Origin of the sequence: uncultured Finegoldia sp., from assembly GCF_947252345.1 — a bacterium.
In the GTDB taxonomy this organism is placed as follows: Bacteria; Bacillota; Clostridia; order Tissierellales; family Peptoniphilaceae; genus Finegoldia.
Genome location: NZ_CAMXVC010000032.1, coordinates 1 through 19,000, shown reverse-complemented (window position 1 = coordinate 19,000; position 19,000 = coordinate 1). Strand labels below are relative to the sequence as shown.

Below are 19,000 nucleotides of genomic sequence, written 5' to 3'. Positions count from 1 at the left end.
GAAATATTTTGTCATATTTCCGCTTCCTATTCCTAATTCAAGAATCGATCGTGGAGATATTTTTAATTTAAGTAATTGTTCTTTAATTATTTTAGAATATTTTTCATAATCTATATCAAATGTAAGTTTATCATAAATATAGGCAAATTCTTTATACATTTTGATTCCAAATAAAAATATAAGGTATATTTCTGTACGATGATTTATAATTTAATCCATATCCTACAATAAATACATCATCTATTTCAAATCCGACATAATCAGCATTATACTCTACTTGTCTTCTACTAGGTTTATCTAACAACACACAAGTTTTAATACTTAATGGATTTTTTTGCTTAATATATTCAACAGTGTTTACTATTGTATTACCGGAATCAATAATATCATCCACAATCAGAACATCGTAATTTTCAAGGTTTTCTCTAACATCTGTAAGAATTTTAACTTTCCCTTTTGATATCTCTCCATCATCATATGATGATGTGGTCATAAAATCAATGCAAATTGGCATATCAATTTCTCTTACTAAATCAGACATGAACATAAAACTTCCTCTAAGAAGAGATATTACACACAAATTTTTACCTTTATAGTCTTCTGATATTTGTTTTCCTAACTCTTTGACTTTGTTCTTTATTTGTTCTTCACAAAATAATATTTCTTCTTTCATTATTCACCTCAGATTTATATTTATTATATATTTTCTTTAATTGATTCAATTGAATTTGTAATTTCACTGATTAAATTAGTGTATTTTACTACTTTTTCTTTTTCTTGTTCTACAAGTTTTTCTGGAGCACCCTTCAAAAAGCCATCATTTTTTAGTTTTGATTCAGCACGTTTGAGTTCAGATTTAGCTGAGTCAAGTTCTTTTTGTAATCTTTCTAATTCTTTTGAATAGTCTATCAAGTTAGACAACGGAATTATTATTTTATAAGAATCCTTTACTATCACTATGCTATTTTCTTCAGAAACATCTTCATTAACCTTGTATTCATCAATAGGAACAATTGACCTAAATAATAATTCCAATTCTTTAAAATCGGATTCTTGTGTTTTATCTGATGTCACTATATATATGTCCGATTTTTTCTTAGGTGAAATGTTCATTTCTTGTCTTGAATTTCTAATACTTATGATAGAATCGATAAGTTTATCAATCATCTTTTCTTCTTTAACATAAACATTTGAATCACAATATTTTGGCCAAGTTTCATTAATAAGCATATCATTCTTATTGGGTAAATAGCTATAAATTTCCTCTGTGATGTATGGCATAAATGGATGCAATAATTTAATTACATTTTTCAATGTGTAAATTAAGACTGCTAGCGCTGATTCCTTACTCTTTGAATCATCTCCATATAATCTTGGCTTAACTAATTCAATATACCAATCGCAGAAAATATTCCATGTAAAGTCGTAAATTTTTTCTGCACCAATTCCTATTTCATATTTATCAATATTTGTAGAAACTTCATCGATTACACTGTTTAATCTTGAAATAATCCATCTATCTTCAATATTTAAATCAACTTCATCAATGTTTTTTACGTTTTCTTCTACATTCATAAAAACAAATCTAGATGCGTTCCATAATTTATTACAGAAATTTCTATTTGCTTCTACCTTTTCCATATAGAATCTAGAATCATTTCCAGGTGTGTTTCCAGTGATAAGTGCAAGCCTTAACGCATCTGCACCGTATTTATCTATTACTTCAATAGGGTCAATCCCATTTCCTAATGATTTTGACATTTTTCTTCCAAGTGAATCTTTTACAAGACCTGTTAAATAAACATCTTTGAAAGGTACTTCTCCTAGATTATACAAAGATGAAAATACCATTCTTATAACCCAGAAGAATATAATGTCGTATCCTGTTACTAATACGTTTGTTGGAAAGAAATATTTTAAATCCTCTGTTTCGTTTGGCCATCCTAATGTTGAAAATGGCCACAATGCAGAAGAAAACCATGTATCCAATGTATCAGGGTCTTGAGTATACTTTGTTTCGTCAGGATTAGTTCTAGAAACAATTACCTCACCAGTTTCATTGTTGTAAAATACAGGTAGTCTATGTCCCCACCACAATTGTCGAGATATACACCAGTCTCTGATATTTTCTAACCAATTGACATAAATTTTTTCAAATCTTTTTGGTACGAATCTAATTTCTTCTTTTTTATAGGCATCAAGGGCTAGTTTTGCTAATTTGTCCATTTTCACAAACCATTGTTTACTTATTAAAGGTTCAACAGTCGTATGACATCTTTCGCAATGACCAACAGCATGTTCGTGTTCTTTTACTGAATCTAACTGACCAAGTTTGTCCAAATCTTCAAGCATTAATTTTCTAGCTTCATATCTATCCAATCCTGAATATTTTCCATATCCCTCTACAATTTTTCCATCTTCATCAATTACTATACATTGACCAAGATTATGTCTAGCACCAACTTCGAAGTCATTAGGGTCATGTGATGGTGTTATTTTTACAATTCCTGTACCAAATTCCATATCAACATAGCTATCTGCAATGACCTTAATTTCTCTATTGACCAATGGTAGTATCAGAGTTTTGCCAACAATATCTTTGTATCTTTCGTCTTCTGGGTTTACAGCTACCGCTAAATCTCCCAATAATGTTTCTGGTCTAGTAGTAGCTATGACAATGTAATCGTCAGAATCTTTGAACTTATATCGTATATTCCAAAAATTTCCCACTTCGTCTTCATGAACAACTTCTATATCGCTGATAGCAGTATGACAATTTGGACACCAGTTAACTATTCTGTCTCCTTGATATATTAATCCATCGTTGTACATTTTTATGAAAACTTCTTCTACTGCTTCAGTTAAATTGTCATCTAATGTAAAAGCTTCCCTGCTCCAATCGCAAGACACTCCAAGTTTTCGCAATTGTTTTTTGATGTTTCCGCCGTACTCTTCTGTCCATTCCCAAGATGCTTTTAGAAATTCTTCTCTGCCCATAGATTCCTTGGATTTACCTTGCTCCTTTAATCTATTAACAACTTTCGCTTCAGTTGCTATACTTGCGTGGTCAGTACCAGGAACCCACAAAGCTGCGTATCCATCCATTCTTTTTTTTCTAATCAAAATATCTTGAATTGTATTATTTAATGCATGGCCTAAATGTAAATTACCTGTAACATTTGGAGGCGGCATTACTATAGTATATGGTTTTTTATCTCTATCAATTACGCCTTTAAAATACCCATTTTTTTCCCAAGTTTCATAAATTTTTTCTTCAAATTCTTTTGGATTGTAATTTTTCTCTAAATTTCTCATAATTCTCCCAACATTTATTTAAAATACGGATTATATTTTTTTTCGTCACCTATTGTGGTTGATGGTCCATGACCTGGATACACATTTATATCATCATTCATTAATTTTAATCTTTCTATACTGTTTTTTATATCTTCGAAACTAGCCGTAGGTAAATCATATCTTCCTATGGAGTTTTTAAATAGCATATCTCCAGAAAACATTTCATTTTTGTAAATATAACAAACTGAGCCATAAGTATGACCTGGAGTCTCCATAACTGTGATTGATGAATCATTAAAAGGAATGGTATCACCATCTTTTACATAGTAATCAGCTTTTACAGTTATTGGATTTCCAACTTTTCTTGTGTAATTTTTTTCTGGGTCTTCCAATAAATCTTTTTCTCTTTCTGATGCGTAAATTACAGTATTTAATTTGTTTTTAAGTTCTTCTACAGCAAATATATGGTCAAAATGACCATGAGTTAACAGTATGAACTGAATTTCCAAGTTTCTATTACTAATATACTCTATAATATCATCTGCTTGTGCTCCGGGGTCAACAACAAAGCATTTACCATTTTCAGATAAAATATACATATTTTCACTATACTTAGTTGTTACTATCTTATCTATTGTCATTATTCACTCCTGCTATCTATTATAATTGTAACTGGACCGTCATTTGTGAGAGAAACTTGCATATCTGCACCAAATTCTCCGGTTTGAAAACAAATCTTTTCATCTTTAAGTTTTTCAATAAATTGAATGTATAGATTCCTAGCAGATTCGCCTTTTGCACATTTATCAAATGAAGGTCTATTACCTTTTTTTGTACTAGCGTATAGCGTAAATTGTGATACAACCAGAATTTTGTAGTTTAAATCTTTAATAGACAGATTTAGCTTATCATTTTCATCAGAAAAAACTCTTAAATTGATAAGTTTTCTTATGCAATAATCAATATCAGATTGTTCATCATCCTTGTGTATGCCAAGAAAAACAAGAAACCCATCTTCTATTCTACTCTTAGTTATTCCATTTATATCAACATTTGCTTTTGTCACTCTCTGTATCAATAATCTCATTATGAATTCACCCTAAATACATCTATTGTCCCTTTTATATTTTTTATTCTAGCAATTACAGTATCAATTTGAGATGAAGAGCTAATTTCAATAATAATATTGATTGTTGCTGTTTTGTCCCTATTAATTCTTGTGTTAAATGATTTTATATTTAACTTGCATTCACTTATAACTTTTGTAATATCCGCTAAATATCCAACGTTATTAAATGATATTAATTGCAGTTCAACCTGGTAGTTATTATTTATTAAATTGTTTCCCCATCTAACTGATATCAATCTGTCCTTATCTTCAACAGATCTCACATTTGAGCAGTCTTTTCTGTGGACACTAATTCCTCTACCTCTTGTGATGTATCCGACAATTTCGTCTCCAGGAATTGGATTGCAACATTTTGCAAGTTTTATTTCTAGGTTATCAACTCCATCAATAACAACTCCACTTTCTTTCGGCTCTTCATTTATGAAATCGACATGGTTTGGCTTATTAACGACTTGGTCAGTCTCATAATAATCTTTGTGAAATTCTTTTAATTTTGGTATAACTTGAGTTACACGCGTTGAGCCGTAGCCGATTGCAGCATATAAGTCATCTAAAGACGAAAAGCTCAATTTAGAAGCAATTTCTTCGAGCCAATCTCTTTTTAGGATTTCATTAAATCCGTATCCCATTTTTGCGACTTCTTTTTCAAGCATATCTCGTCCATAAACAATATTTTCTGTCCTTTGTTCTTTTTTGAACCACTGTTTTATTTTAGTTTTAGCTTGTGAAGATTTTACAATTTTTAGCCAATCTTTCGATGGTCCAGAATTTGGATTGATAAGAACTTCGACGACATTACCAGTCTTTAATTTATAAGTTAGAGGTACAATTTTGCCATCCACTTTAGCTCCTACACATTTGTTTCCTACAGCTGAATGCACTCGGTATGCGAAGTCTATCGGAGTTGAACCTGCTGGTAAATCCATAACATCTCCCTTTGGAGAATAAACAAACACTTCATCATTGGCAAATTCTTCTTTAAATAAATCCATAAATTCTTTTGAATCTGTATAATCTTTTTGCCAATCCATAATTTCTCTAAGCCAGGCCAATTTGTTGTCGTATTTTGAACGTTTATTTGACGTTCCCTCTTTATACTTCCAATGTGCTGCTATACCATATTCAGAAGTTCTGTGCATATCCCAAGTTCTAATTTGAATTTCATAAGTTCTTCCATCATGTGCCAGTATAGTTGTGTGCAATGATTGATACATATTCGGCTTTGGAGTAGCAATATAGTCTTTAAATGTATTAGGAATTGGTCGATAAAATCTATGAGCAATTCCCAAAACATCATAACATTCACTTTCTTTGTTAACTATAACTCTAATAGCGGATAAATCTTTTATTTCTTCAAAAGCAAGATGTTTTTTGTACATTTTTTTGTATATAGAAAATACGCTTTTTGGTCTTCCATAAATTTCAGCTTTTATATTGGCTTTTTCGAGCTCCGTTTCAAACTGTCTTATTATGTTTTGAATTTGCGATTCTCTCTGCTGTCTAGTTTCGTTTATTTTGTTAACAATGTCTTGATAGATATTTGGCTCTAAATATTTTAAACTCAAATCTTCTAATTCCCACTTGATAGTTGACATACCCAATCTGTGTGCTAAAGGGGCGTAAATTTCCAATACTTCCTCTGCCTTTTCGATTTGTTTTGCACGTGTCATATATTCAAGAGTTCTCATATTGTGGAGTCTATCGGATAATTTTATTATTATGACTCTAATATCTTTTGCCATAGCTAGAATCATCTTTTTGAGATTTTCAGCTTGGTTATCTTTTTTTGTCTTAAATTTTATCTGTTTTAATTTTGTAACTCCATCTACCAAGTCTGCTATTTCTTTACTAAATAGATATTCTAAATCTTCATAGGTAATTTCAGTATCTTCAATCACATCGTGAAATAATCCAGCAATAATTGTAGCATCATCCATATTAAGTGAAGCTAAGATTTTTGCTACAGCAATTGGATGAATTGCATAAGGCTCACCTGAATTTCTAAATTGACCTTCGTGAGCTCTTAACATGTAGCCATATGCTCTTGTAATAGCATCTACATCAGTATTTGGATTATAAGATTGTATAGATTTTATTAAACTGTTTAAATCAGATTGCTCATAATGCATAAAGCTACCTCCTAATAATTATTTTGTTATAATTATACCATATACTGGCTATTAATGTTAACACTTATCTTAAATCAATTAAATTTAATTGTATTTTTTTAAAATTATTAAATTCATTAATTTCAGGATAATACAAAACATCTATTTTACAGTTACAACTTATTCCATTAGATAAATTTTCAATATTTTTATTTCCAAATTTTTCAACAAGATAATCATATTTTTCTACTGCATTAGAAAACATTATCGCATCAACAGTTTTATTATTTTGTAAAAGTTTAAATTTTAATACATTTTTATTTTTTCCAATCAAATTCAATGAAATAATTTCTATGTTTTTATCGCCTAGTATAGGCTTTGGGTTTTCCTTGCCAAAAGGACGCAGTAGATTTATATTATCTATTAAATCAAAATTTATTTTATCTATATAAAAACTAGAATCTATTAAAATTTTTTTAACAAAATCTTCTGGTTTTAAAACACTTTGCTTGTTCACATTCTTTCTAAATTCATCTAGGTTTTCATTGGCAATTGACAATCCACAAGCCATTGGATGTCCTCCGAAAGAGACAAACAAATCTCGAAATTTATCAAATCCTTTAAAGATATCATACTCAGGTATACTTCGACCTGAGCCTTTTAATATGCCTTGATTTTCAGATTGCGTGAGTATTAGCGATGGTTTATTGTATTTTTCTTTAATCCTTCCTGCTATTATGCCGCATACACTTTCGTGAATGCCTTCTACATTGCAAATTAGTATATCATCGTTGATTAGTTCACTGTTTTCTATCAAATCAACCGCTTTGTTAAATCCTTCTTCTGTTAATTTTTTTCTTTTTTCATTCAAATCAATCAGAATTTTAGCGTATGCCTCTACGTTGTCCATATTTTCATCTCTGAAGAGTTCTACACCAATTTTTGCTGTGTCTAATCTTCCAGCGGCATTTATACAAGGACCAATGATAAATCCTAATGTATATACATTTACTTCATTTTTTATTCCTGCATAATTTAGCAAACACTTTAATCCATAATTGTCTGTATTATTTATTTCTTTTAATCCTTTAGAAACAATATATCTATTTTCGTCTTTTAAATCAACAATATCACAGACAGTACCCATTGCTACATATTGAAGTAAATTCTCACATTCTGTTATATCATATCCTTTTGTCATAAAGATGGCTTGAATTAACTTATATGCAACCCCTGCACCACATAATTTTTTAAATGGATAATTACATTTGGATTGTTGAGGATTTAAAACGGCATCTGCATTAGGTACTAATTCAACTCCGTTTTCTTTTATGGTTTGATGATGGTCTGTAATTATTATTTTGATACCATTCTGTTTTGCGTATTCACACTGCTCTATTGCACTAATTCCGTTGTCACAAGTTATGATGAGGTCTATTTTATCATTTTTGCATTTGTCAATTATATTAAAAGATATTCCGTATCCATCAGTTATTCTATTGGGTATGTCATAAGATATATTATCTGTAAAATATCCTAGTCCATCTAATAATGTCATCGTTGATGAGTTACCATCTTGGTCATAATCACCTACAATTCTAATTTTTTCATTATTTTGAATAGATTGTAAAATGATATTTACAGCTTTATCCATATCTTTCATTAAAAAAGGGTCATGGTAAGAGTTTTGCGCATTAGGTTTTAAAAATTTTTCAAAATCTTTTACATCTCTGTTGAGCATTAATTTTGCTATCAACGGGTGAATGTTAGCTTTTTTTGATATATCTCGATAATTACAACCTTTATTATTTATTAGCCATTTATTCATAAATTACCTCAAATAAAAAATAGATTTATAGTTCAAATAGTAACAAATGAACTATAAACCAATTCCTATTTAACTTCTTTTTCTTCTTTTTTGTTTTCTTTTGCTACAACTGATTTAACATTTGAAGCAATAGCGTTTCGAACAAATTCAATTCTTGTTTTTTGAGAAGATGTTTCCAAAACAACAGTATCGTCTGTAAGTGCAACTACAGTACCTTTGATTCCACCAATTGTAATAACTTCATCCCCAACTTTTATCGCATTTCTCATTTCCATTAATTGTTTTTGTTGTTTTTGTTGTGGACGTATCATTAAAAAATACATAACTCCAAATAAAGCAATTAGCGGAAGTAATGACGCTAACATTTTTGGCATAATAATCCTCCTTTTTTATTTACTTATTTAATATTATCACAATTTTTGTGATAATCATATCCATAATTTTGATAAAACTCGTCTTTAAATTCCATGTATTTATCTTCTTCGATAGCTGTTCTTATTTTTTCCATTAATCTTATCAAGAATCTTAAGTTGTGAATTGACAATAATCTTGCACCTAATATTTCGTCAACATTTAACAAATGTCTTATATAAGCTCTTGTGTGATTTTTGCAAGCATAACAATCGCAATCATCATCTAATGGTGAAAAATCTTCTTTGTATTTTGCATTCTTTACAACCAATTTTCCTTTAGATGTCAATGCTGTACCATTACGCGCAATTCTTGTTGGTAAAACACAATCACACATATCTATTCCTTTTTCAACAGCCTCGAACAAGTAGTCAGGACTACCGACACCCATCAAATATCGAGGTTTATCTTCAGGCATAAAATCAGTAGTAAAGTCCAACAAATCAATCATCATATTCCTTGGTTCTCCGACAGATAAACCACCTACAGCATACCCTGGCAAATCAAATTCAATTGTACTTTTGGCAGAATATTCACGTAGGTCTTTAAACATTCCGCCTTGTATTATTCCGAACAAATTTTGATTTTCAGTATTTTTATGGTATTCTTTGCATCTTTTCAGCCATCTGAGTGTCCTCATCATTGAATTTTCAGTATATTCGTGGCTTGCTGGATAAGGACAACATTCATCAAATGCCATCATTATGTCAGAGCCTAAATCATTTTGAATTTCCATTGATTTTTCTGGTGATATAAAATGTTTTGAGCCATCAATATGGCTTCGAAACTCTACACCTTCCTCAGAAATTTTTCTAGTATCACTTAAGCTGAATACTTGAAATCCTCCACTATCAGTTAGTATTGGCTTATCCCAATTCATAAATTTGTGTAATCCATCGGCTTTTCTGATTATTTCTTGTCCTGGTTTTAAATACAGATGATAAGTGTTAGATAAAATAATTTGTGAACCTATTGATTTTAGTTCATCGTTGTTCATAGCCTTTACAGTGGCTCTTGTTCCAACTGGCATAAAAACAGGAGTTTTTATAGTTCCGTGATTTGTTTTGATAACACCAGTTCTTGCTTTACATTGTGAGGATTTTTTTTCGATTTTAAAACTAAACATTTTTTCCTCCTTTTATAAACATCGCATCGCCAAAACTGAAAAATCTAAAATCATTCTTCTTGGCTTTTTCGTAAGCTTCTAGTATATATTCTTTTTTTGAAAAAGCACTAACTAGCATCATCAAAGTCGATTTTGGCAAATGGAAATTTGTTATCAAACTATCCACAATGAAAAATTGGAATCCAGGATAAATAAAAATATCAGTCCAACCACTTTCAGCTACAAGCTTGCCGTTATTGTTGTGTGTGATAGTCTCCAATGTTCTAATACTAGTTGTGCCGACAGCTATTATATTATGACCTTTTGATTTTTGCTCATTGATTATATCAACAGTTTCTTGACTTATGCTGTAATATTCAGAATGCATATGGTGGTCTTTTACATCTTCGACCTTAACTGGCCTAAAAGTTCCTAAACCAACATGCAAAGTTAAAAAAGCTACATATACCCCTTTTTCTCTGATTTTGTCTAAAAGTTCATTAGTAAAATGTAATCCGGCAGTTGGTGCTGCGGCACTTCCTTTGTGTTTTGAATAAACTGTTTGATATCTTTCCTTATCTTCCAATTTTTCTTTTATATATGGTGGGAGTGGCATATTTCCAAGCTCATCAAGTCTTTCTTCAAAAATTCCATCGTATTGGAATTTTAAAATTCTTGAACCGTCTTCAGTAATCTCAATTACTTTTGCGCTCACATCATCTGAAAATTCAATTATTTGACCAAGTTTCATTTTTTTTCCTGGTTTCACTAAACATTCCCATTTGTCATCTATTTGTTGGAGTAATAAAACCTCGATTTTTTCTTCTTTTTCAGGTCTATGGCCAAAAAGTCTAGCAGGTATTACTCTAGTGTTGTTACAAACCAGAACATCTCCAGGATTTAAATAATCTATAATATCGTAAAATTTTTTTATTTCTGTTTTACCATCATATTTGTTCAACACCATTAACTTAGATTCATCTCTCTTGTCTAATGGTGTCTGAGCGATGTACTTTTCATCTAATTCATAATCAAATTCATCTGTATTCATTAATTTATCACCTCTTATGACTAATATTAAAATGTCTGTAGGCCTTTTCAGTAACAATCCTGCCTCTCGATGTACGATTAATAAAACCTATCTGCAAAAGATACGGTTCATAAACATCTTCGATAGTAATTCTTTCTTCTCCAGTTGCCGCTGCAATTGTGTCAACTCCGACAGGACCTCCATTAAAATTATTAATCATTGTCATTATTATTTTTCTGTCAACATAATCCAAACCTGATTTATCAACTTCAAGCATATTCAAGCCTAGATTGCTTATTTCCCTTGTTATATTGCCATTTGCCTTAACTTCAGCATAATCTCTAACTCTTTTCAATAATCTATTAGCAATACGTGGTGTTCCTCTACTTCTTCTTGCAATTTCTAGTGCACCTTCTTCATCTATTCCAATTCCAAGTACACCTGCAGACCTTGTAACTATTTTTTTTAAACTTTCAATATCGTATAATTCAAGATTTAGCAATACTCCGAATCTATCCCTTAAAGGACCTGTCAATTGTCCAGACCTAGTAGTAGCACCAATAAGAGTAAATTTTTCCAAATCAATTCTCAAGCTTCTTGCAGAAGGGCCCTTACCTACTATAATATCAAGAGCGTAATCTTCCATGGCTGGATACAAAATTTCTTCTACTGATCTATTAATTCTGTGGATTTCATCAATAAATAAAACATCATCTTTTTGTAAATTAGTTAAAATACTAGCTAAATCAGACGGCTTTTCTATTGCTGGACCACTAGTAACTCTTAGATTAACTCCCATTTCATTAGCGATAATGTGCGCCAAAGTAGTCTTTCCGAGACCAGGGGGACCATATAAAAGAGCATGGTCTAAAGGTTCACTTCTTTTTTTGGCAGCTTCAATAAATATAGAAAGTTTGCTCTTAACTTTATCTTGACCAATATAGTCGCTCATCCATTTAGGACGAAGGTTAAAATCTATATCTTCATCTACTTTAGAAAAACTAGCGCCGACAATTCTTTCATTCTTATCTTCCATAAATTAACACCTACCTGCTACTATCCAAACTTTTCATAGCTTTTTTCATAATATCTTCAATAGATAATCCTGTTAAATCATTGTTTTCGATAAAGCTATCAATATCATTTTTAAAATAACCTAATTGTAACAAAGCTTCCCTCGCAAATTCCGAATCAGGTGTAATTTTTTTCGAAGATGTTGAATTTTTATCAGTAGAAACAAAATCTTTTTCGATTTTTTCTTTAAGCTCTAAAATAATCCTAGAAGCGGTTTTTTTTCCTATTCCTTGAGCTTGTGATAACAATTTGATGTCATCTGTAACAATAGCCGTCTTGCACTCATCTACAGTCATAGTAGACAAAATATTCATAGCATATTTAGGTCCTATTGATGTTACATCTGTCAACAAATTGAACAATTCCCTTTCTTTTTGTGACGAAAAACCATAAAGCGTACTACTATCTTCTCTTTCTATAAATTCAGTATAAACCTTATATTCATCTAATACGCTAACGCTATCCCTAAAAAAATCAGTTATAAAAATCTTATATCCTATCTTATTGTTCTCCAAAACTATGTAATTATCGTGAACTTCAGTAATAACTCCAATAATATATGAGTACATATTATCTCCTATTTCATTTCATAAAGATATTTAAATTTGCTACTAAAAATATGACACAAAGCGACAGCAACAGCATCTGCAGCATCATCCGGCTTAGGAATGTCATTGAATTTTAGTATTGATTTAACAGTTTCTTGAACCTGTCTTTTATCTGCCCTACCGTAACCAACGACAGCTTGTTTTATTTGCAATGGTGTATATTCATATAATTTTAAATCTTTATTTATACAACTTAAAATTTCAACTCCCCTAGCCTGTGATACAGTTATAGCTGTCTTAACATTTTTATTGAAAAATAATTCTTCAAAAGCGCAATCTTCGGGTTTAAATTCTTCTATTATTTTATTCATTTCTTTATAAATAAAAGATAATCTATCTGGAAGACTTGATTTCGAGCTTGTAGTTATACAACCATATTCCAAACATTTTATTCTGTTATTTTCGTAATCCAAAATAGAATAGCCCACAATAGCAATTCCTGGATCTATACCCAAAACCCTCATAATAAATCCAAATCCATTCATCAAATATTTCTTAACATATTTTAATATTATATCATAAACAAATTATCTTGTTAATTTAGCCTTATGTTATAATATATCATATAACAAGGAGCGTAAAATGAAAACTATATTGATTACAGGTGCAAGCGGTGGAATAGGTCAAGGAATATGCAAAATGCTAGAGAATCATCCGGAATACCGTGTAGTTGTGCACTATTTTACAAATCAAAAAAAAGCAGAAAAAATTGTGGATAACATAAGAGAAAAAGGAATTGATGCAATATCTTATTGCTGTGACTTAAGAAATTTTGAAGATTGCAAAAAAATGTTTCAGTATATCAGAAAAAAATTTAATTCAGTTGATGTTCTCATAAACAACGCTGGTATAGCATCTTTGTCTCAGTTTCAAGATATAAAAATAGAAGATTGGTACAATATGTTTGATGTAAATGTTCACGGAACATACCATATTACAAAATTGGCTTTGGAAGATATGTTGGATAAAAAAGATGGTAATATTATTAATATCGCATCAATTTGGGGAATTGTAGGTGCTTCTATGGAATCTAATTATTCCGCAACAAAAGCCGCTATAATTGGACTCACAAAATCACTTGCTAAAGAGTTTGGTTACAGCAACATCAAAATAAATGCAATAGCTCCTGGTGCCATTGACACTAATATGTTAAGTGAAATTTCGAAAGAAGACCTTGAATATGTTGTTGAAGAAACACCTATGGGAAGACTTGGAAAACCGGAAGATATTGCTAATATCGTTGAATTTCTAATATCAGATAAAAATTCTTTTATGACAGGACAAATTATAAGTCCAAATGGAGGTTTTGTAATTGTATAACGAAAATTTTACGAATATAAAAGTGCTAATAATCGAAGATGAAATAAACATATCAAATGCAGAAAAAAAATACCTTGAAGTCGAAGGGTTCAATGTTGAACAAGCTTTTGATGGATTAGAAGCTATCAATATGATTAAAAAAGATGATTATGGAATAATAATTTTAGATTTGATGCTTCCTGAATTAAGCGGTGAAAAAGTTATGGAATTTATAAGATCCAGAACAGATACTCCGGTAATAATGGTTACAGCTAAAATTGATGAATCCGAAATTTTAGATGGATTGAAATTAGGAGCTGACGATTATATAACAAAGCCTTTTAGCTTGAAAATTTTAGTGCAAAAGGTAAAGACTATACTGAGAAGAGTTGAAAAGCTTGGACTTCCAAAGTCAGATAAAATATATTTTGACAACGGAAGAGTTACTATTTCTTTTGATGATAATACATTCATAAAAGATGGAGAAACAATTAATTTGACCAGCAATGAGTTTCAAATTATAAAAACATTGTTTTCAAATCCCAATAAAATATTCACAAGAGACGAAATTATAGAATTATCATTTGGGTATGATTATGAAGCATTTGATCGTGCAATAGATACGCATATTAAAAATATTAGACATAAAATTGAAGATAATCCAAAAAAACCTCGATATATCAAGACGATTTATGGCGTAGGATATAAATTAGGAGTTTATGATGAGGCTTAAATCAGAAATTTTATATGATTTTTTAAAAGCAATTTTAATTCCTATATTGATGTTATCTTGTATATCTATAATGATATTCCAAATCACTTTTAAAAGTTTTATAAATAATGAACAAATGAACAAACAAAGAAAAATCGAAGAATTGACAAAAAATCTATTTATAGACCAGCAAATTGGACTGAAGAAGCAGAATATTGATAAATATATTTGGTATCTGAGTGAATTAGACCTTGATGTGATTTTTTATGATAATTCTGGTCGTGAAATGTATTCATTCACTGACGGTGCTGAGTATTTAAAAAACAATTATGAACATACTACAAAAATAAAAGATGTGTATGATTTGAAAGGTAAAAAGCTTGGTCAGATTAAATACATTTACAGAAAAAAAAACCAGCTTAATTCAAGGGGTGAAATTTTTGTAACAAATCTATTCCGTTTTATGATTATATCATTGTTTTTATCTTATATAACAAGTTTGGTAATTTCAACATTTTTATCGAAGAAAATCACTTACCCTATAGAAGAATTGACATCTGCTACTGTTAGAATAAGAAAACAAAATTATGATGTCCCATCGATTAAAAGCACAATAGTTGAGGTAAATCAACTATCAGATAATATTAACTATATGGCAAACTCACTGAAAACACAAGAATTTACAAGAAAAGAGTATGCACAAAATATAAGCCATGAATTGAGGACACCACTAACAAATTTAAGAGTAAATTTGGAATTAATGGAAGATGATATAGTTGAAGCAAATAAAGATAATATCCAAACTCTCTTAGTGGAAATTGATAGATTGACAAGTCTAATAAATCAGTTAAACAATACATTCAAATCCGCAAATCCCGAAACTCAATATAACCCAGAAATATTCAATTTAACTGAGTTTTTAAATGTCATTTATAAATCTATGAAAACTCAATTTGATAATGCGAATGTAATTTTGAATATGGAAATTTCTGAAGATTTGGACATAAAAACTGATAAGGAAAAATTATCTAATATTTTATTAAATCTTTTATCCAACGCCTTAAAAGCTTGTCAAGAATCGGATAACGTATTATTAAAAGCAAGACATGTTAACAAGAAAATAGTAATTTCAGTAAAAGATACGGGAATTGGAATAAGTGAAGAAAATAAACCGAAAATATTTGAAAGATTTTTCAGAGTTGATGATTCTAGAAATACTAAAAAAAATGGTTATGGGTTAGGTTTATCAATAGTGAAAAATTATGCTGATATCATTGGTGCAGATATTGCTGTAAATTCTAAATTAAATTTAGGTACGGTTATTCTGATATCATTTGATGACGATATAATAGTTTAAAATTTAAAATCAAAAAAAGATTGCTAATCAATGACTAGCAATCTTTTTTTATGACCAAATCTATAAGCCGTGTTCTGTATTCGATAATCATCTATCTAGACTAATTGTTACCAATTAGTTCAAGCAATCTACCTACCGGAGACGACGAGCAGCCGTCTTTAATCCTATTTGATTTTGCACTGAATGGGGTTTACATAGCCATAAAGTCACCTTTATACTGGTAGGCTCTTACCCTACCTTTCCACCCTTACCAAAAATTTGGCGGTATATCTCTGTTGCACTTGCCTTAGGGTCGCCCCCACTGGACGTTATCCAGCATCCTCGCTCTGTAGTGCACGGACTTTCCTCATTATTTCATGCGATTATCTGATTTAGTCACTTTAATATTATATCACAATTAAAATATTTTTCTAGTTGGATAATCTAGTAAATTTACATCTACCATTAATTGTGGAAATCTTTGGTTTATTGTATCTTTTAAATATTCTAAAATATATTTTTCAGATTCATAGTGCCCGATATCTATTAAAATCAAATCATTATCAAGTGCATCAATTTGCTGGTCATACTTAAACTCAGAAGAAATGAATACATCACATTTTTTATTTATGCAATCATTAATAAAGTGTCCACCACTTCCACCCAACACAGCAACTCTTTTGATTATTTTATTTAACTCACCATAGACTATTACATTATTGAGTTCTAGTTTTCGCTTTAATAAATTAATGAAATCATAAAAATTTGTGTCTTCGATTATTCCAATTTTTCCAAAACCATCGTTATTGTCATTTACACCTCGTAAATTTTCAACATTCAATAATCCTAGTTTATCTGACAAAGCTTTACTAACTCCAAATTCAACACAATCAAGATTAGTATGCGATGAATAAACATTGATGCCCTCTTTTATTGCCTTGACTAATCTTGTATCCACGCCATTTGCCTTTTCAATAATATTCTTAAGTGGATTAAATAAAGGTGGATGATGAGTAAAAATCAAATCATATCTACCAGAAATTGCTTTTTTAATGCAAAATTCATCTAAATCAAGCGAAATTAAAATTTTACTAATATTAGATTCTAAATTTGCATATTGAATGCCACAATTATCGAAATCTTCTTGTAATTCAAGTGGAACTAACTGTTCGTACCATTTTATAAAATCCTTAAGCTTCAATTTTTTTCAACACTTTCTTTAATTCTTGCACTTCTTTATTCAAGATATCCACGGCGCTTTTTGCGTTTTCAGACTCATTATCGAATAAATTTGATAATAGATTTTCTTTAATTTCAATTTGACTGGTAATAAAAATTTTTAAATCTTCTGATTTATTATCAATTAAATATTTTCCAAATTCATACTCCATTTCATCTGAAAATAATTGTTTGCCTACTTTAGCTTTTATGATTTGGTAGTATTTATCGTTCTCAAACAAATCAACTTCTTTTATAATTTCAAAAGAGTTTTGATGCAAAAATTTCCTCAATGTAGATAAAGAGTTATTTGCACCAAGTATCAAGGTATTAGCACTTTTCGCAACTTTTAAATCATTCTCAATTATATCTTTAATAAGATTACCTCCCATTCCAGATATGATTATTGTATCTACTTGGTATTCCTTTAAATTACTTAAACCATCAGAAACATTAAGAATGATTTTTTCAGGATTATCTAAATATTCCAATTTTTCTTTTAATTTTATTAGAGACTTTTCACTAATATCAGATGCAATAACTTTTTTAGATATGTTTTGTTTAACAAGTTCATACGGAACGATTCCATGGTCTGTTCCGATGTCAGCAACAATTGAATTTTTATCTACTAAATTTATTATTTCTTCAAGCCTTTGTTTTTTCATATTACTCCAAAAAATCCTTTAATTTTTGACTTCTTGATGGGTGCTTTAATTTTCTTAAAGCCTTAGCTTCTATTTGTCGTATTCTCTCTCTTGTCACATCAAAATCTCTTCCAACTTCTTCTAAAGTTCTAGGAGTTCCATCTACTAGGCCAAATCTTAAAGCTAAAACTTTTCTTTCGCGTTCATTTAAAGTGTTTAAAATCCCTTCTAATTCTTCTCTTAACATAGTAAAATTTGCAGCTTCGTCTGGTGCTACAGCAGTATCATCTTCAATGAAATCTCCTAAGTGACTATCTTCTTCCTCTCCAATTGGGGTTTCTAAACTAACGGGTTCTTGAGCTATTTTTCTAACTTCACGAACTTTTTCAACCTCTATACCCATTTCTTTTGCTATTTCTTCGTTTGTAGGGTCTCTACCCAAATCTTGTAGCAATTGTCGTTCAATCCTAACCAATCTATTTATAGTTTCAACCATATGAACAGGTATTCTAATTGTCCTAGCCTGATCCGCTATTGCTCTAGTTATTGCTTGTCTAATCCACCAAGTTGCATAAGTAGAAAACTTAAACCCTCTTGTATAATCGAACTTGTCAACAGCCTTCATTAGTCCCAGATTTCCTTCTTGAATTAAATCCAAAAAGCTCATCCCACGTCCGACATATCTTTTGGCAATACTTACAACCAATCTCAAATTTGCTTCTGCTAACTTCTTTTTTGCTTTTTTAGAGCCAGTTTCCATTTCTTTTGCAAGTTTAACTTCTTCTTCTGCTGATAACAATGGTATTTTACCAATTTCTTTTAAATACATTTTTACAGGGTCATCGACATTTATCCCCTTCATGTCAGATACATTTTCAATATCTTTTTTATCTACTTCATCATCTTTATCTGTTTCATCGTCCAAATCATCATCTAAATCAACGACTTCTTTATCGTCATCTTTAGAATGTGGTTTCTTATCAATTTCATCATTACTTTCAAAGATTTCTATATTATTTTCTAACAATAAATTTCTTATATCTTCTAAGTCTTCCTCATCTAATTGAGAATAAGCATCTAAGTCTTTGAAATCCTTATTAGTTACAATTCCATCATTTTCGTTTCCAATTTCTATAAGTTCATTCAATACTTCCTGTCTCTTATACACATCTGACGCTGCCGACGAAACCTTATGGGTGTA

Annotated in this window: 18 protein-coding genes and 1 other RNA gene; 3 read left to right on the top strand and 16 right to left on the bottom strand. The window is 30.3% G+C overall.

The features are described from left to right. Nucleotides 1-151 precede the first annotated feature (151 nt). The 12 genes from hpt to ruvC form a co-directional block, all read right to left on the bottom strand. Entirely contained in the window at nucleotides 152-673 is a 522-nt protein-coding gene (gene hpt / locus Q0X02_RS06800) for a hypoxanthine phosphoribosyltransferase (RefSeq protein WP_297813474.1), read from the bottom strand. 23 nt (nucleotides 674-696) lie between these two features. Next, on the bottom strand, nucleotides 697-3,315 hold the full coding sequence (locus Q0X02_RS06795) for a valine--tRNA ligase (RefSeq protein WP_297813471.1): 2,619 nt from the start codon (nucleotides 3,313-3,315) through the stop codon (nucleotides 697-699). Between the two features lie 14 nt (nucleotides 3,316-3,329). Beyond that, nucleotides 3,330-3,896 carry an MBL fold metallo-hydrolase gene (locus Q0X02_RS06790; protein ID WP_297813468.1) on the bottom strand — a complete coding sequence of 189 codons (567 nt, stop codon included), beginning with the start codon at nucleotides 3,894-3,896 and terminating at the stop codon, nucleotides 3,330-3,332. Nucleotides 3,897-3,937: 41 nt separating this feature from the next. Then, nucleotides 3,938-4,384: a D-aminoacyl-tRNA deacylase gene (gene dtd / locus Q0X02_RS06785; RefSeq protein ID WP_297813465.1), complete on the bottom strand. Its 447-nt coding sequence runs from the start codon at nucleotides 4,382-4,384 to the stop codon at nucleotides 3,938-3,940. Next, nucleotides 4,384-6,555 carry a bifunctional (p)ppGpp synthetase/guanosine-3',5'-bis(diphosphate) 3'-pyrophosphohydrolase gene (locus Q0X02_RS06780; protein WP_297813462.1) on the bottom strand — a complete coding sequence of 724 codons (2,172 nt, stop codon included), beginning with the start codon at nucleotides 6,553-6,555 and terminating at the stop codon, nucleotides 4,384-4,386. Before Q0X02_RS06780 ends, dtd begins: the two co-directional genes overlap by 1 nt. A gap of 64 nt (nucleotides 6,556-6,619) precedes the next feature. Beyond that, nucleotides 6,620-8,362 (bottom strand): single-stranded-DNA-specific exonuclease RecJ, encoded by a 1,743-nt coding sequence (gene recJ, locus Q0X02_RS06775; RefSeq protein ID WP_297813459.1) that lies wholly within the window; start codon nucleotides 8,360-8,362, stop codon nucleotides 6,620-6,622. Nucleotides 8,363-8,427: 65 nt separating this feature from the next. Beyond that, nucleotides 8,428-8,736 (bottom strand): preprotein translocase subunit YajC, encoded by a 309-nt coding sequence (yajC, locus tag Q0X02_RS06770; protein WP_297813456.1) that lies wholly within the window; start codon nucleotides 8,734-8,736, stop codon nucleotides 8,428-8,430. Between the two features lie 23 nt (nucleotides 8,737-8,759). Next, nucleotides 8,760-9,899 carry a tRNA guanosine(34) transglycosylase Tgt gene (gene tgt, locus Q0X02_RS06765; protein ID WP_297813452.1) on the bottom strand — a complete coding sequence of 380 codons (1,140 nt, stop codon included), beginning with the start codon at nucleotides 9,897-9,899 and terminating at the stop codon, nucleotides 8,760-8,762. After that, complete coding sequence (gene queA, locus Q0X02_RS06760) at nucleotides 9,892-10,929, bottom strand: tRNA preQ1(34) S-adenosylmethionine ribosyltransferase-isomerase QueA (RefSeq protein WP_297813449.1); 1,038 nt, start codon at nucleotides 10,927-10,929, stop codon at nucleotides 9,892-9,894. Before queA ends, tgt begins: the two co-directional genes overlap by 8 nt. A 7-nt stretch (nucleotides 10,930-10,936) precedes the next feature. Continuing rightward, entirely contained in the window at nucleotides 10,937-11,944 is a 1,008-nt protein-coding gene (gene ruvB, locus Q0X02_RS06755) for a Holliday junction branch migration DNA helicase RuvB (protein WP_297813446.1), read from the bottom strand. A gap of 10 nt (nucleotides 11,945-11,954) precedes the next feature. Then, entirely contained in the window at nucleotides 11,955-12,551 is a 597-nt protein-coding gene (ruvA, locus tag Q0X02_RS06750) for a Holliday junction branch migration protein RuvA (RefSeq protein ID WP_297813442.1), read from the bottom strand. Nucleotides 12,552-12,559: 8 nt separating this feature from the next. Then, nucleotides 12,560-13,054 (bottom strand): crossover junction endodeoxyribonuclease RuvC, encoded by a 495-nt coding sequence (gene ruvC, locus Q0X02_RS06745; protein WP_297813439.1) that lies wholly within the window; start codon nucleotides 13,052-13,054, stop codon nucleotides 12,560-12,562. Between the two features lie 118 nt (nucleotides 13,055-13,172). On the opposite strand from ruvC, the gene fabG reads away from it, so the two are divergent. From fabG to Q0X02_RS06730, 3 genes are read left to right on the top strand one after another with little or no spacing between them, the layout of a single operon-like run. After that, nucleotides 13,173-13,910 (top strand): elongation factor P 5-aminopentanone reductase, encoded by a 738-nt coding sequence (gene fabG / locus Q0X02_RS06740; RefSeq protein ID WP_297813436.1) that lies wholly within the window; start codon nucleotides 13,173-13,175, stop codon nucleotides 13,908-13,910. Continuing rightward, the gene (locus tag Q0X02_RS06735; RefSeq protein WP_297813433.1) at nucleotides 13,903-14,622 is read left to right on the top strand and encodes a response regulator transcription factor; all 720 of its coding nucleotides are present in this window, start codon (nucleotides 13,903-13,905) and stop codon (nucleotides 14,620-14,622) included. Before fabG ends, Q0X02_RS06735 begins: the two co-directional genes overlap by 8 nt. Then, nucleotides 14,612-15,958, top strand: a complete 1,347-nt coding sequence (locus Q0X02_RS06730; protein WP_297813430.1) for a cell wall metabolism sensor histidine kinase WalK — start codon at nucleotides 14,612-14,614, stop codon at nucleotides 15,956-15,958. The genes Q0X02_RS06735 and Q0X02_RS06730 overlap by 11 nt, the downstream gene beginning before the upstream one ends. Nucleotides 15,959-16,005: 47 nt before the next feature. Here Q0X02_RS06730 and rnpB read toward each other — a convergent pair. From rnpB to rpoD, 4 genes are all read right to left on the bottom strand, one after another. Then, an RNA gene (rnpB, locus tag Q0X02_RS06725) (RNase P RNA component class A) lies at nucleotides 16,006-16,336 on the bottom strand. A gap of 19 nt (nucleotides 16,337-16,355) precedes the next feature. Further along, nucleotides 16,356-17,138 (bottom strand): Nif3-like dinuclear metal center hexameric protein, encoded by a 783-nt coding sequence (locus Q0X02_RS06720; RefSeq protein WP_297813426.1) that lies wholly within the window; start codon nucleotides 17,136-17,138, stop codon nucleotides 16,356-16,358. Continuing rightward, nucleotides 17,128-17,820: a class I SAM-dependent methyltransferase gene (locus Q0X02_RS06715; protein WP_297813423.1), complete on the bottom strand. Its 693-nt coding sequence runs from the start codon at nucleotides 17,818-17,820 to the stop codon at nucleotides 17,128-17,130. Before Q0X02_RS06715 ends, Q0X02_RS06720 begins: the two co-directional genes overlap by 11 nt. Before the next feature lies 1 nt (nucleotide 17,821). Next, nucleotides 17,822-18,967 carry an RNA polymerase sigma factor RpoD gene (rpoD, locus tag Q0X02_RS06710; RefSeq protein WP_297813478.1) on the bottom strand — a complete coding sequence of 382 codons (1,146 nt, stop codon included), beginning with the start codon at nucleotides 18,965-18,967 and terminating at the stop codon, nucleotides 17,822-17,824. Between the last annotated feature and the right edge of the window lie 33 nt (nucleotides 18,968-19,000).

Bases quoted from the DNA above. Each gene is read 5' to 3' on its own strand.
- Q0X02_RS06715 (WP_297813423.1), bottom strand. From the start codon at position 17,820: ATGAAAAAACAAAGGCTTGAAGAAATAATAAATTTAGTAGATAAAAAT.
- Q0X02_RS06730 (WP_297813430.1), top strand. From the start codon at position 14,612: ATGAGGCTTAAATCAGAAATTTTATATGATTTTTTAAAAGCAATTTTA.
- Q0X02_RS06790 (WP_297813468.1), bottom strand. From the start codon at position 3,896: ATGTATATTTTATCTGAAAATGGTAAATGCTTTGTTGTTGACCCCGGA.
- yajC (WP_297813456.1), bottom strand. From the start codon at position 8,736: ATGCCAAAAATGTTAGCGTCATTACTTCCGCTAATTGCTTTATTTGGA.
- ruvA (WP_297813442.1), bottom strand. From the start codon at position 12,551: ATGTACTCATATATTATTGGAGTTATTACTGAAGTTCACGATAATTAC.
- hpt (WP_297813474.1), bottom strand. From the start codon at position 673: ATGAAAGAAGAAATATTATTTTGTGAAGAACAAATAAAGAACAAAGTC.
- tgt (WP_297813452.1), bottom strand. From the start codon at position 9,899: ATGTTTAGTTTTAAAATCGAAAAAAAATCCTCACAATGTAAAGCAAGA.
- queA (WP_297813449.1), bottom strand. From the start codon at position 10,929: ATGAATACAGATGAATTTGATTATGAATTAGATGAAAAGTACATCGCT.
- fabG (WP_297813436.1), top strand. From the start codon at position 13,173: ATGAAAACTATATTGATTACAGGTGCAAGCGGTGGAATAGGTCAAGGA.
- ruvB (WP_297813446.1), bottom strand. From the start codon at position 11,944: ATGGAAGATAAGAATGAAAGAATTGTCGGCGCTAGTTTTTCTAAAGTA.
- ruvC (WP_297813439.1), bottom strand. From the start codon at position 13,054: ATGAGGGTTTTGGGTATAGATCCAGGAATTGCTATTGTGGGCTATTCT.
- recJ (WP_297813459.1), bottom strand. From the start codon at position 8,362: ATGAATAAATGGCTAATAAATAATAAAGGTTGTAATTATCGAGATATA.
- dtd (WP_297813465.1), bottom strand. From the start codon at position 4,384: ATGAGATTATTGATACAGAGAGTGACAAAAGCAAATGTTGATATAAAT.
- Q0X02_RS06795 (WP_297813471.1), bottom strand. From the start codon at position 3,315: ATGAGAAATTTAGAGAAAAATTACAATCCAAAAGAATTTGAAGAAAAA.
- Q0X02_RS06780 (WP_297813462.1), bottom strand. From the start codon at position 6,555: ATGCATTATGAGCAATCTGATTTAAACAGTTTAATAAAATCTATACAA.